Annotated in this window: 11 protein-coding genes; 3 read left to right on the top strand and 8 right to left on the bottom strand. The window is 60.7% G+C overall.

Features of this window, described 5'->3' with window-relative positions:
• Positions 1-301: 301 nt before the first annotated feature.
• From FFS64_RS26530 to FFS64_RS26500, 7 genes are all read right to left on the bottom strand, one after another.
• Positions 302-1,714 carry an amino acid permease gene (locus tag FFS64_RS26530; RefSeq protein ID WP_137807763.1) on the bottom strand — a complete coding sequence of 471 codons (1,413 nt, stop codon included), beginning with the start codon at positions 1,712-1,714 and terminating at the stop codon, positions 302-304.
• Positions 1,715-1,923: 209 nt separating this feature from the next.
• Complete coding sequence (locus FFS64_RS26525) at positions 1,924-4,185, bottom strand: ATP-binding protein (protein WP_137807762.1); 2,262 nt, start codon at positions 4,183-4,185, stop codon at positions 1,924-1,926.
• On the bottom strand, positions 4,182-4,958 hold the full coding sequence (locus tag FFS64_RS26520; protein ID WP_137807761.1) for an ABC transporter substrate-binding protein: 777 nt from the start codon (positions 4,956-4,958) through the stop codon (positions 4,182-4,184). Before FFS64_RS26520 ends, FFS64_RS26525 begins: the two co-directional genes overlap by 4 nt.
• Positions 4,958-5,674, bottom strand: a complete 717-nt coding sequence (locus FFS64_RS26515; protein ID WP_137807760.1) for a response regulator — start codon at positions 5,672-5,674, stop codon at positions 4,958-4,960. The genes FFS64_RS26520 and FFS64_RS26515 overlap by 1 nt, the downstream gene beginning before the upstream one ends.
• Before the next feature lie 120 nt (positions 5,675-5,794).
• A complete protein-coding gene (locus tag FFS64_RS26510; protein ID WP_137807759.1) occupies positions 5,795-6,430 on the bottom strand; it encodes a TetR family transcriptional regulator C-terminal domain-containing protein in 636 nt (211 codons plus the stop codon).
• Between the two features lie 215 nt (positions 6,431-6,645).
• The gene (locus FFS64_RS26505; protein ID WP_137807758.1) at positions 6,646-7,428 is read right to left on the bottom strand and encodes a class II aldolase/adducin family protein; all 783 of its coding nucleotides are present in this window, start codon (positions 7,426-7,428) and stop codon (positions 6,646-6,648) included.
• 73 nt (positions 7,429-7,501) lie between these two features.
• Complete coding sequence (locus FFS64_RS26500; RefSeq protein WP_137807757.1) at positions 7,502-8,551, bottom strand: ABC transporter substrate-binding protein; 1,050 nt, start codon at positions 8,549-8,551, stop codon at positions 7,502-7,504.
• A 313-nt stretch (positions 8,552-8,864) separates the two neighbouring features.
• Between FFS64_RS26500 and FFS64_RS26490 the strand changes: the two genes are divergently transcribed.
• Positions 8,865-10,820: an FAD-dependent oxidoreductase gene (locus FFS64_RS26490; protein ID WP_137807755.1), complete on the top strand. Its 1,956-nt coding sequence runs from the start codon at positions 8,865-8,867 to the stop codon at positions 10,818-10,820.
• Between the two features lie 173 nt (positions 10,821-10,993).
• Positions 10,994-11,590: a cupin domain-containing protein gene (locus FFS64_RS26485; RefSeq protein WP_137807754.1), complete on the top strand. Its 597-nt coding sequence runs from the start codon at positions 10,994-10,996 to the stop codon at positions 11,588-11,590.
• Here FFS64_RS26485 and FFS64_RS26480 read toward each other — a convergent pair.
• Entirely contained in the window at positions 11,587-12,531 is a 945-nt protein-coding gene (locus tag FFS64_RS26480; RefSeq protein WP_137807753.1) for a helix-turn-helix domain-containing protein, read from the bottom strand. The genes FFS64_RS26485 and FFS64_RS26480 overlap by 4 nt on opposite strands.
• 162 nt (positions 12,532-12,693) lie before the next feature.
• Here FFS64_RS26480 and FFS64_RS26475 point away from each other — a divergent pair, with 162 nt between their 5' ends.
• The gene (locus FFS64_RS26475) at positions 12,694-14,052 is read left to right on the top strand and encodes a glutamine synthetase family protein (RefSeq protein ID WP_137807752.1); all 1,359 of its coding nucleotides are present in this window, start codon (positions 12,694-12,696) and stop codon (positions 14,050-14,052) included.
• Positions 14,053-14,071: the final 19 nt, after the last annotated feature.

Here is a 14,071-nt window from a genome sequence, read left to right as displayed (position 1 = left end):
AGGTGATGCGACTTGAGGCCATACTAAACGAGTGTTCAGTAAGGCGGCAATTGGTGGCGAAGTAGTCTGTAACAGACTAAAAAACTATCTATCAGATTGTTTTATAAGGTGTTTTTATCGATATGGATTTTTAGGCTGATGACTCTGTTACAACTTCGAACAACTGCCGACAGGGCACCGCAAAACAACTGTGGGAGCGGGCTTGCTCGCGAAAGCGGAGTGTCAGTTGCCAACAGGGTTGACTGACAGGTCCTCTTCGCGAGCAAGCCCGCTCCCACAGGGGATGAGTTGAATCAGGGAACTACGCGTTCGGCAGGCTCGGCGCCAACACCTGTTCACGCTTGCGATGAATCAGGAAGTACGCGCCATAGCACAGCGCAATGAATCCAAAGCCCCAATACAACGAAGGACGCTGGGTTTCATCCAGTGCCAGGAACACGAACAACGAGCAGCACAACGCGATGCACATCAGCGGCAACACCGGGAACCACGGGGCGCGGTACTTCAGGTCGCTGAGTTTGCCGCCATCGCGCAGGTAGACCTTGCGGAATTTGTATTGCGCCAGGGCAATGACAATCCAGGTCACCGTGCCAGACATGCCGCTTACTGCCATCAGCACCATGAACAGCGTGTCGGCGGCGACGAAACTGGTCATCAGCGACACCAGGGCAAAGCACAAGGTGATGCTCAAGGCGCGCAACGGCACCCCACGTTTGCTCAGCGGTGACAGGCTTTTGGGCGCCATGCCGGTTTTCGACATCGCCCACAAAATGCGGGTCGAGGCGTACAGGCCGGAGTTGCCCACCGACAGAATCGCCGTGAGGATCACGAAGTTCATCAGGTCGGCGGCGTACGGAATGCCAACCATGTCGAACACCTGCACGAATGGGCTTTCCATCAGCCCCGCCTGCTGCCACGGCACGATGGCCGACAGCACGACAATCGCCAGCACATAGAAAATCAGCACGCGGAACACCACGTTGCGCACCGCGCGGGGAATGCTTTTTTCCGGCTGGTCGGTTTCGCCGGCGGCCACGCCCATGATCTCGCAGCCCTGGAAGGCGTAGACCACGGTCATCATCACCGCAAACACCGCGGACAGTCCGTTGGGGAACAGTGAGTCGCCGATCAGATTGCTCATCATCGGCGCCGGTGCTCCACTGGTCAGCGGAATTGCGCCAAAGATCACCAGCACTCCGACGATGATGAAACCGAGAATCGCCGCGACTTTGATCCCCGAAAACCAGTATTCCGCCTCACCAAAGGCGCGGGTCGCCAGGGCATTAAGGCCGAACAGCACCACCACGAACAGCGCCGACCAGTACCAGATCGGCACCTCCGGGAACCAGCGGGTCATCAGCATCCCGGCGGCGGTGAACTCCAGGCCAACCGTGGTCGCCCAGCTCATCCAGTACACCCAGCCAATCATGAAGCCGGTGGCCGGGCCGATGAATTTAGTCGCATGGGTCTGGAACGAACCGGATACCGGCATCTGCACCGACAGTTCGCCCAGGCAGACCATCACCAGGTACATCAGGAAACCGGCAACGAGGTAGGCCAGTATCGCCCCCACCGGGCCGCCCTGGTTGATGATCACGCCGGAGCCCATGAACAGTCCGGTGCCGATCACGCCCCCCAGGGACAGCATGAAAATGTGCCGGCTTTTCAGGGCGCGGGTCAGATGGATGCCTTTGCGTTCGATGTTTTCGCTCATGTCCGGCACCTCAGCAGTCAGTGAGGGGCGCGGCGCATGACAGGCAGTCATGGCTCGGGGAAGGATCAGCTTTACGGCAATTCATTATTATTATCTCCAATAAGCTTCGAAGACCGCGCTGCGGCGGTTGCGTCGATTATTGGAAAGCCATGTAAGGCCCTGTTGTACGTAAAGATCAAAGATGTAAAAAGTAGTAACAACCTTGTACATCAGCTCTGCAACAGGTGTTCCAGGGTTTGCAGCGACCGTTGGATATGCGCTTGAACCGAAGGTAACAACCTGCGCAGTTGCGCTTCATCATTGCCCAGCGCCGCTGTTTCCAGCCTTCGCAAGACCGAGGCCAGACCACGAAACCCCAGCGAATCGCTGCTGCCGGCCAGGCGGTGCGACAGTTGCGCAACTTCCGTGCAATCGTCGGCTTCAATGGCTTCGTCCAGCGCGCCACGGTGCTGAAGGATCGAATTGCGCAGCACCAGCAGCAGGCCCTGGACCTTTTGCTCGCCGAGCAAGGTGCGATGGGTTTGCAGCAGTGGCCAATCCATCGTCTCGTCATCAGACGCGGATTCGGCAACCGTTGCCTGCCCCGCCAGCACCTGGCGCAAATTCTCCAGTTTCAGCGGTTTGGACAGAATGCCATCCATGCCGGCATCGAGGTAACCGCGCACCAACGCCGGTTGCACGCTGGCGGTCAGGGCGAAAATACGGGTCTGGCGATTCGGTCCGTCAATGCTGCGGAGCCGGGCACACAGTTCGACGCCGCTCATCCCCGGCAGGTGCACATCCAGCAGAATCAGATCGAACGTCCGCCCGGCGCACTGCACCAGTGCCTGCTCGGCATCGACAGCCAGCCACACCCGATGGCCGTCTCGTAGCAACAGACCTTCGGCCACCTCGCGATTGAGCGCCACATCTTCGACCACCAGAATGTCCAGCGCCGGACCCGCCCCCAGTAGCGGCGCCAAGCCGATGACTTCGCTGGCCGGTTGCAAGGTCAGTTCGAACCAGAAACAGCTGCCGCGCCCGACTTCACTGCTGACGCCGATGCAGCCGCCCATGTGTTCCACCAGATGTTTGCAGATAGCCAACCCCAATCCGGTGCCGCCAAAGCGCTGCGCGACTTCCTCGCTGGCCTGGGTGAAACGCTCGAAAATCTTCGCCTGCATCGCCGGGGCAATGCCAATGCCGTTGTCGGTGACACTGACCCGCAGGCGCTGGCCGCTCTGCTCGTCAGGCTGCGCGATCAACGCTACCTCGACACTGACCTCGCCGCCTTCGGTGAACTTGATCGCATTGGCCAGCAAGTTGCTCAGCACCTGTCGCAGGAACTGCTCGGCGCCGTGGTGATGATCGGCCACCCGCTGATCGACCCGGCAATGCAGGATCGTGTCGTTGTCCAACGCTTTCGGCTCCAGCAGGGTCAGCACTTGGTCGAGCAACTGGCGAATCGAGAAGTCCACCGGCTCGGGCAGGCTCGCGCCCTCCTCCAATTTGGCGAAAAACAACACCTCATTGAGGATCGCCAGCAACCCCTCTCCGGCCTTGTGCAAGGCATCCAGACGCTTGCTGTCCTGCGGCTCCAGATGGGCGCCGCGCAGCAATTCGGCCATGCCGAGAATGCCATTGAGCGGCGTGCGCAGTTCGTGGCTCATGGTCGCCAGAAACCTCGATTTGGCCTGGTTGGCAGCTTCGGCTTCGTCCTTGGCGCGCATCAGGCTGGCAGTGCGCCGCTCGACCCTGCGCTGCAATTCATCGCGATTGTCCTGCAAGGCCAGGCGATCGGTTTCCCGACGCTCGATGTCACTGAGGATCGCCCGACGCATGTCATCCAGCGCATGTGCCACGCTGTCGATTTCGTCCTCTTGCGCGCGGCGTCGCTTGTCCAGGCGCAGCGGCTCCTGCCATTCGCCCGCCGCAATACGCCGGGCAAAACCGGCCATGACTTGCAGGTGCCGGGTGACCAGGCGATAGAACAACCCGGACAGCGCCACCGCCAAACCGCAAAGAAACGCGCCCATCCACAACAGGCTGGTCAGCCCGGTGGCATACAGGCGCTGATACACCGCCCCCAGGTCGGTGCTGACTTCCAGCTCGCCGAGCTGGCGCAACGGGCCGGACGGCGGCTGAAAGTCCAGGGCAAACCGCTCGATGCGCAACGGCCCGATCGGGTCCGGGCTTCCATGCAGCAAGTCATAGTCCGGACTGGTCAGGTGCACCCGCGCGACGTCGGAAAAATCCACCAGACCGCGCAACTGCACGTTCAACTGCTCCTGGTTCAGATCCCATAAGCTGCGCTCCAGGCTTGCCAGATAGCCGGCGCGGATCAGCTCCATGCGCGAGTCGATCTCCCGCATTTCCCGGCGGTATTCGATGTACAGCTGCACGCTGCTGGCCAGCACGGTGAAGCAGAGGCTGAACAGCAGTATGAACAGCAACAGGCGCCGCAGAAGTCCACCGGGACGAGCGCGTATCATGGTGCACCCGCCGGCAGGCTGATCATGTCACGGTAGGTCACTTCGCTCTCATTGAGCAGGCGTTCGATATCGCCGGCCTCCACCATGCGTTGCAGCTGGGCGTTGATGTCCGGCATGCGATTGGCCAGCGGCGAACGGCGCGAAACCGCAACCCGCAAGTAATCCACGCTCAGGGCATTGGGCAAAGCGATGATGTCTTGCCCACCAGGGAGGTTCTCCACGTACAACTGGCCGGTGCGGCGTTCCTGAGTGATGAAGTCGATGCGCCCGCGAATCAGCTTGCCGAAGTTCTGGTGGCTGCCCGCAACCCATTCGATGTTGTTGCTTTGCGCGACCATTCGATCGAACTCCACGCCGTAGCTTTCACCGAACAGCAAGCCGCCACGGTAGTTGGCCAGGTCCTGCAGCCGTTCGAACTTCACCGGGTGCCGGCGATTGATGAACAACGCCACTTCTTCGCGCAGCACCGGCACCGTGGAAAACAGCATACTTTGTTCCCGTTGTGCGGAGCTGTAGGCCAGCACCACGTCGACCCGGCCTTCGGCGGCGTCGAGCAGGCATCGTTTCCAGTTGCCCAGCACCACGATCTCGACCTCGTAGCCCAGTTCGCCGAACAGCTTTTTCACCACGCTCGGCGCCAGGCCACGCACCTGTTTGCCGTCGCTCCAGGAAATCGGCGGGTACACCGGATAATCGCAGTAACGTACCTTCTGCGCGGCCTGCGTGGTGCCCACCATCAGCACCAGCAACCAAAGCAGTCGCCCTACAAGCATCACGCCGCCAGGCTGGCAGTGAACAGGTAGCCGGCGCCGTGGATGGTGATGATCAACTGCGGTTCGGCGGGATCGTCGTGCAACTTGCGACGCAAACGGCCCACCAGCACGTCGATGGAGCGATCGTTGGGCACCCATTCGCGATTGCGGATCTGATCCATCAACTGATCGCGGCTCAGGGTGTGGCCGCTGTTGCGCAGGAACACGCTGAGCAACTGGTATTCGCCGTGGGTCAGCAGGGTTTCACAGCCGGACGGGTCGATCAGGCGACGGCGGTCGGTGTCCAGCGCCCAATCGGCGAACTGTTTGACCGGTTTGGATACGGTCGCCACCGGTTGCGGAATCTGCGCATGCCGAACCCGGCGAATCAGGTTTTTCGCACGGGACACCAGTTCCCGTGGATTGAGGGGTTTGATCACGTAGTCATCGGCGCCACATTCGAGGCCGACGATGCGGTCGATTTCATCGTTGCGCCCGGTGATCAGGATGATCCCGACTTCCGAACGCACCCGCAGCTCGCGGGTCAGGGTCAGGCCGTCCTTGCCGGGCAAGCGGATGTCGAGCATGACCAGATCCACGCTCTGGCTGGCCAGAAAAGTTTCGGCCAGCTCCGCCGTGGCGGCGCAATGGACGTCGTAGCCTTCCTGGGAAAGATAGGCCTGCAACAGTTCGCGAATCAGCGGATCGTCATCGACGATCAGAACCCGAGGCGTCATTACGTGGTGTCCTGCACATGGCCCGAAGGCGTATTTCTTATTAGAGTGTTTTGCTGCATCAACGCCAGAGAGTAGACACTGCTGAACGGGTGATCAACAGCAGCTCGTCTGCACATGGCTCTACTTGATTAAAAATCGCTGGCGCCCACCTGCCTGCAAACCGTCGACCCAGGCCTCGCAAATCTGGATGCCCTGCTCCGGGGTAAAGGTGCCGGGGTTCAGACCCAACTCCAGCCACAGGCCATCGAGCAAGGCGCTGAGACTGATTGCCGCCAGATCGGCGTCGAACTGTTCCCAGCCCTCTTCCTGCGCCAACTCCATCAGCACCTTGCGCAAGATGGCGCGGTACTCGCCGTAGGAATGATCGTGGGCCTGGTTGATCGCTTCGGCGGTTTTTACCGCGCCCCAGAACGCCAGCCAGGCATCGATCAACTGTGGGTCGAGCAATTCGGCGGAAAACGAACCACGGAAAAACGCCGACAAACGCTCACGGGCATTGGGTGCCGCCTGTTCCATGGCATCGCGCAGCAGGGTCATGACGCGCCCGGTGATCGCCATGTAGGCCTCGGCCACCAGTTCGTCCTTGCCGGAATAGTGATGGCTGATCAGGCCGACCGACACACCTGCCTCGGCGGAAATCTTGCGGATCGAAGCGCCCTGAAAACCGTGGCGCTTGAGACACACCAGCGTCGCCTCGATCAGATTGGCCTTGCGCAACTCCGGTTCCATGCGGGAAAAACGGGCTTCCTGATTCATGGCGACATGCTCCTGGATTCAATCGTGAGGGCTCGCGTTTTTCCGGCGAGCTGAACGACTGTACAGCAAGAGCGAATGTTGAGTACACCCACAGATCCTGTGGGAGCGGGCTTGCCCGTGATGGGGTCAGCTGCTTCAACATATTCATCGCCTGCCCCACCGCTATCGCGGGCAAGCCCGCTCCCACAGTGTTTGAGGTCGACGCAATCTCCAGATCAATCCCGATACCCCGGCGGCGCCCGATCCAGCAATCTCAACAACGCCGCCCAGGCCAATTGCATGGCGTCCGGATCACTCAACTCCCCCTCATCCAGCAGCCGCCCCGGATCATTGAACTGTCGCTCCGTGTGTTCGCACACCTCAGCCGGTGGCAGCACCAGCTCCCCGGCAGCTTGCGCGGCCAGCTGAATTTCACAGGCCTTTTCCAGGTAATACATGCGCAAGAACGCCTGGCTGACGGTCTCGCCCACGGTCAGCAAACCATGGTTACGCAGCATCAACACCGACTTGTCGCCCATGTCCGCCACCAGCCGCTGTTGTTCGCTCATGTCCAGCGCCACGCCTTCATAGTCGTGGTAAGCCACCTTGCCGTAGAACTCCATGGAAATCTGATTCACCGGCAACAACCCGCACTTCAACGCGGCGACTGCGCAGCCGGATTTGGTGTGGGTGTGCAGCACGCATTGCGCGTCTTCACGGGCGCCGTGAATCGCGCTATGAATCACGAAACCGGCAGGATTGACCGGGTAAGGCGACGGCTCGACCGCCCGGCCATCCAGATCGATCTTCACCAGATTGGAAGCTGTAATCTCATCGAACATCAACCCATACGGGTTGATCAGGAAGTGATGCTCCGGCCCCGGCAGGCGCACCGAGATGTGGGTGAAGATCAGGTCGGTCATGCGAAAATGCGCAATCAGGCGATAACAGGCGGCCAGTTCTTCGCGCAGACGCTGTTCAGTGGTGCTGCGCACAGGCACGGCAGTCAGGTCATTCATTGTTGTAGTTCTCCAGGCAGATCGGCTGGCAGACATTACGGCTGGACGTGCACCGACGTCCAGCCGTCGTCGTTTACTTGCTGGCCCACGCGTTGAAGCGTTCCTCCAGTTCCTCGCCATGATCAACCCAGAAGCCGACGTTCATCGATAGCGCCCCCTTGAGGTTCTGCGGTGCGGTCGGCACCCACTTGGCCAGTTTGTCGTCCAGTTGCGCGGCAGCCAGGGTGTTGGTCGGCCCGTAAGGAATCAGGTTCACATAGTTGACCTGGGCATCCGGTTGATTGGTAAAAGCGATGAAGCGCTTGGCCTGATCAACATGTTTGGAGCCCTTGATGATCGCCCAGTAATCCATGCCGTACAGACTGCCGGGCCAGACCAGGCCAAGGTGGCTGCCCTTTTGCGCGGCGTCGGCAATGCGTCCGCTGTAGGTCGAGGTCATCACCACGTCACCCGACATCAGCCATTGAGGGGGTTGCGCGCCCGCCTCCCACCACTGGATCCAGGGCTTGAGTTCGGTCAGTTTAGCGAACGCGCGGTCCACGCCTTGCGGGGTGGCGAGTACCTTGTAGACGTCTTCGGTTTTCACCCCTTCGGCCAGCAAGGCGAATTCCAGGTTGTACACCGCACGCTTACGCAGCCCGCGTTTGCCAGGGGTTTTCTTCACGTCCCAGAAATCGGCCCACGAGGTCGGGGCTTGCGCCAGTTTGTCGGTGTCGTAGGCAATCGCCACGCTCCAGACCATTGCAGCCGATCCACATTCCTGTGCCGCTTCGGGGATCAACTGCTCGGCACGCCCCAGTCGCGTCCAGTCAAGACGCTCGTACATGCCTTCTTCGCAACCGCGCATCAGGTCCGGGCCTTCGATCTGCACCACGTCCCAATCGACGTTGCCGGTGTCGACCATCACTTTGATCCTGGCCATCTCACCGTTGTATTCGGCCTGCATGACCTTGCTTTGATCCAGCGTGGCGAAAGGCTGAAAGAACGCCGCGTCGAGGGCCTTCTGTCCGGCCCCGCCGTATCCGACCACCACCATATCCGATCCTGCCTGAGCGTTGCCAAGGCTTAAGGCCATGGACAACACCAAGGGATAAAAACCGTGCTTGAGCATGTTCGATTTCATCAATGGTTCCTCGTGCAGGTGCCGGTGGGCATTCGCCCGTTTGGCCCTTTTTTATTGTTGGTGAGGTTCGCCCCAGGAGCGGGCTCGAAACGAAACTACTGCAAGCCATAGTAAAAAAACAAGTTGATTTTTTACTGCCGGTAAATTTCTATAGAGCAATAATAACAACGCCAAAACCTGCTACCTCTGTAGGAGCGAGCTTGCTCGCGATGGACGTTAACGAAAACGCGTGGTGTCTGGATGAACGCGTCGCCCTCAAGTCCATCGCGAGCAAGCTCGCTCCTGCGGGTCAGCCCGCTGGAGTATCCGCACCATGTCGACACCCGCCTTCGCGCACCTGTTCGAACCCTTGCAGATTCGTGGCAAGCGCCTGAAAAACCGCATCATGTCCAGCGGTCACGACACCTCGATGCCCACCGACAACCTGGTCAACGAGCAACTGATCGCCTATCACCGGGCGCGCGCCGAAGGCGGTGTCGGGCTGATCGTGCTGCAAGTGGCCGGCGTGCATGACAGCGCGCGGTATACCTCCCATGTGTTAATGGCCACCGACGATGCCTGCATCGACGGCTACCGGAAGATCGCCGAGACCTGCCACGCCCACGGCACCGTGGTGCTGTCGCAAGTGTTCCACCCGGGGCGCGAAATCATGGAGTCCGCCGATGGCCTGCTGGCCGTGGCCTACTCCGCATCGACGGTGCCCAACGAGCGTTTCCGGGTCATGCCACGGGCGCTGGATCAGGCAATGATCGACGAGATCGTCGCCGGTTATGCCGCCGCAGCCCGACGCCTGCATCAGGCCGGGATCGATGGCGTCGAGGTGGTGGCCAGTCACGGATATCTGCCGGCGCAATTCATCAATCCACGGGTCAACCGCCGCACCGATGGCTACAACGGTGAACTGGAACAGCGCCTGCGTTTCCTGCGCGAAGTCATCGCTGCGATTCGGGCCAGTACCGACGAGGCGTTCATCATCGGCCTGCGCATTTCCGCCGACGAGCGCGACCCTGAAGGCCTGACCGAAGACGAGTCACTGGCTGCCGTGCAATCGCTGCAAGGGCAACTGGATTACGTGCACATCGTCGCCGGCACTTCGGCTTCGCTGGGCGGTGCGGTGCATATCGTGCCGCCGATGGCGATTGAAGCGGCGTACCTGGCGAAAGAAGCCGGGACCTTCAAGGACGGTTTGAACATTCCGCTGTTCGTCACCGGGCGCATCAACCAGCCCCAGGAAGCCGAGTTGATCATCGCCCGTGGCCAGGCCGACGTCTGTGGCATGACCCGGGCGCTGATCTGTGACCCGCAAATGCCCAACAAAACCGACACCGGCCGCGCCGAAGACGTGCGCGCCTGCATCGCCTGCAACCAGGCGTGCATCGGGCACTTCCATAAAGGGTTGCCGATTTCCTGCATCCAGCACCCGGAAACGGGACGCGAACTGATTTTTGGCCAACGGCAGACGGCGACAACCCGCAAACGCATCATGATCGCCGGTGGTGGCCCGGCCGGCATGAAGGCCGCCGCCGTTGCCGCCCAGCGCGGGCATGAGGTGACGCTGTACGAAGCCAGCTCGCAACTCGGCGGCCAGGTGCTGCTGGCGCAATTGCTGCCACGGCGCAGCGAGTTCGGCGGCGCCAGCACCAACCTGCAGCGGGAAATGGAACTGGCCGGGGTGCGCGTGGTGCGCAACACCCGGGTCGACCGCGCGTTGGTGGAACAGGAAAAACCGGACATGGTGATCGTTGCTACCGGTGCCGAACCGTACTGGCCGCCCTTCGAACGTGGCGGCGAACTGCAGGTGGTGGACGCCTGGCAAGTGCTGCGTGATGAGGTACGGATCGGGCGTTCGGTGGTGGTGGTCGACTGGCGCTGCGACTGGATCGGCCCCGGCATCGCCGAGCGCCTGACCCGCGCCGGTCATCAGGTGCAACTGGCGGTCAACGGTACCCATTGCGGGGAGAGCTTGCCGCTGTATGTTCGTGATCAATTGGCCGGCGAACTGCATAAGCTGGGGATTGCCATCACCCCTTATGCGCGGCTGTACGGTTGCGACGACAACACCGTCTACCTGCAACACACCGCCAGCGGCGAGCCGATGTTGCTGGAAAACATCGATACGTTGGTGCTGTGCCAGGGACATCAGCCGGTGGACACCCTCGGCGATGAACTGCAAGGCCTGGTGGAATTTCGGCGCATCGGTGATTGCCTGGCCCCGCGCACCGCCGAAGAAGCGATCTATGAAGGGCTGAAAGTCGCGTGGGAGCTTTAAGCCTGTTTATACTCCGGGACCTAAACGGCTAACCCCCGCCTCCTGTGGGAGCGAGCCTGCTCGCGAAGGCGTCATGCCAGTCGCTATCAATGTTGACTGACAGTGCGCTTTCGCGAGCAGGCTCGCTCCCACAGGGATTGTGGATAAGCCCCTCCCCCGGTTCGGAATTCACAATGAGCACCAACAGCACCACACAGCCCGCAAGCGGCAGCGCCGAACCGCACTTTCTCGGTACACGCATTCGTGGCTTGCGCAAACGCCGGGGCATGACCCTGGCCGAACTGGCACAGCAAAGCGAACTCACCGCCGGGTATATCAGCCAACTGGAACGCAACCTCGCCTATCCATCGATCCCGGCGCTGTTCAACATCGCCCGCAGCCTGGGCGTGACCATCCAGTGGTTCTTCGCCAGCGAAGCCAACACCAATCCCGAAGACGACGGCGTGGTGGTGCGCAAGAACAGTCGCCTGAGCGTGCATTACGAGGATGGCATCGTCGATCAGTTACTGACCCCACCCCCCAACCGTCAGCTGGAAATGCTCCACTCACGCTTCCCGCCCGGCACCTATAGCCAGCAAAGCTACAGCCATGAAGGCGAAGAAGCCGGTTACCTGTTGTCGGGCAGTTTCGAACTGTGGGTGGGCGAGCGTTATTTCCAGCTCAACGAAGGCGACAGCTTCAGCTTCTCCAGCCAGGAACCGCACCGTTACGGCAACCCCGGCGAGGTGGATGCGGTGGTGATCTGGGTGATTACCCCGCCAACCTTCTAGCGCCGCCCGCGAGTCATCGGCTGAGCGGTGCTTGCGCGTTTCAAGGTGTCACTCGGCAACTCCTTGAACAGTGCGCGATAGCTGCTGGAAAACCGTCCCAAATGCCAGAACGACCAGTGCATCGCCACTTCGGCAACGGTGGTTTGCGTTGGCGTGCGGGTGAGCAGTTCACGGCGCGCGCTGTTGAGGCGGCGCAGGCGCAGCCATTGGGTTGGCGCCAAGCCGGTGTAGGTCTTGAACGCATGTTGCAATTGGCGCAGTGAAACCCCGGCGACCTGGGACAGCTCCAGTAAATTCAGGTGCTCTTCCGGCGTGTCCGCCGCCCATTCCCCTACCCGTTTCATGATCGCCCGCTCGCCGGCCCGGCGTTGCAGCGCGCCTTGATCGAGACAGACACAAGCGTTGTCAAGAATGAACAGGCAGTCATCCAGCAACTGCTGGGTCAGGGCTTCACGGCTCGGTGGATCGAAGGTCTGCGACAACCGCGTCAACGTGCCGCTGAGCCAGCGACTGAACAGCGCATTCTGCTGCGAATTGAGCGGCGCCATGAACAGCCCTTCGAGTCGGGCGACATCCATTTTGTGACGCTGGACAAACTCCGGGCCGAACACCACGGCGATTTCCTGGTAGTTCTCCGGGGTGATCCAGATGTTGCGGCTTTCGCCATTCAACACGTACAGCGCGTTGTCGCTGCGATCGAAACAGAACGCCAGCGACCCCTGCGGCGCGCTGAAATTCTGCTCGACCCGGGTGTTCATCGACTCTTCGTAAATCTCCACGCCCTGCAAGTCCAGATAGCGCACCAACCCGGCGAAATGCCCCGGCGACATTTGTTGGTAATGCTGGATCCAACCCGGTGTGGCGCGGATTTGCTCGGCGACATCTTCGGTATTGAAGGCTTGAACCTGGAGTGAATCGCGCACTGTCTTAGAGGCTGTCATGGGGCGTTCTCGCGCACTCTTTTGGTGCGCTTTGTGCTGCTTAAAGTGGATAGATGGAACCGCAAGGCTCGCCCAAGATAGTCGTCAACGCGCTACAGGGGAAGTGCCCGGCAGATGAAACCGGCGGCTCCTGGCGTTAATAAAACCAATAACGAGGTCTTTATGAATGTCCCTTTCGATCAGCTGTTCACATGGCTGAAAGATCACAAGATTACCGAAGTCGAGTGCGTCGTCAGCGACCTGACCGGCATTGCACGCGGCAAAATCGCACCCACCAACAAGTTCCTGCATGAGCGAGGCATGCGCCTGCCGGAAAGTGTGCTGTTGCAAACGGTAACCGGGGACTTTGTCGACGACGACATCTACTACGACCTGCTCGACCCTGCCGATATCGACATGGTCTGCAAGCCCGACGCCGATGCGGTGTATGTGGTGCCATGGGCCATCGAACCGACTGCCATTGTCATTCACGACACCTTCGACAAGTTCGGCAACCCCATCGAACTGTCGCCGCGCAACGTGCTGAAAAAAGTCCTGCAGCTGTACACCGATAAAGGCTGGAAGCCCATTGTGGCGCCGGAAATGGAGTTCTACCTGACCCAACGCTGCGAAGACCCGGACTTGCCGCTCAAGGCGCCGCTGGGCCGTTCGGGTCGTGCGGAAAGTGGTCGGCAGTCGTTCTCCATCGACGCGGCCAACGAATTCGACCCGCTGTTCGAAGACGTCTACGACTGGTGCGAACTGCAAGGCCTGGACCTCGATACGCTGATCCACGAAGACGGCCCGGCGCAGATGGAAATCAACTTCCGGCACGGCGACGCGCTGGACCTGGCCGACCAGATCACCGTGTTCAAGCGCACCCTGCGTGAAGCCGCGCTCAAGCACAACGTCACCGCGACCTTCATGGCCAAGCCAATCGGCGACGAGCCCGGCAGCGCCATGCACATTCACCAGAGTGTGGTGGACATCGCCACCGGCAAGCCGATTTTTGCCGACGACAACGGCAACATGAGCGAACTGTTCCTGCACCACATCGGCGGTTTGCAGAAATACATCCCCAAAGTGCTGCCGATGTTCGCGCCCAACGTGAACTCGTTCCGCCGCTTCCTGCCGGACACCTCGGCACCGGTCAACGTTGAATGGGGCGAAGAAAACCGCACCGTCGGCCTGCGCGTGCCGACCTCCAGCCCGGAGGCGATGCGCGTGGAAAACCGCTTGCCGGGGGCCGACGCCAACCCGTACCTGGCCATCGCCGCCAGCCTGCTGTGCGGCTACATCGGCATGGTCGAAGGCATTGAGCCAAGCGCTGCCGTGCAGGGCCGCGCCTACGAACGCCGCAACCTGCGCCTGCCGATCACCATCGAAGACGCCCTGACCCAGATGGAAGAGTGCGACGCCATCGGCCGCTACCTGGGCAGCAAGTTCGTGCGGGGCTACGTCGCGGTCAAACGCGCCGAGCACGAAAACTTCAAGCGGGTGATCAGTTCGTGGGAGCGGGAGTTTCTGTTGCTGAGCGTCTAACAGCACACACCCTCCCTGT

It is taken from the genome of Pseudomonas sp. G(2018), from assembly GCF_005502415.1.
GTDB lineage: Bacteria > Pseudomonadota > Gammaproteobacteria > Pseudomonadales > Pseudomonadaceae > Aquipseudomonas.
This window is presented reverse-complemented; position numbering and strand designations above follow the sequence as displayed.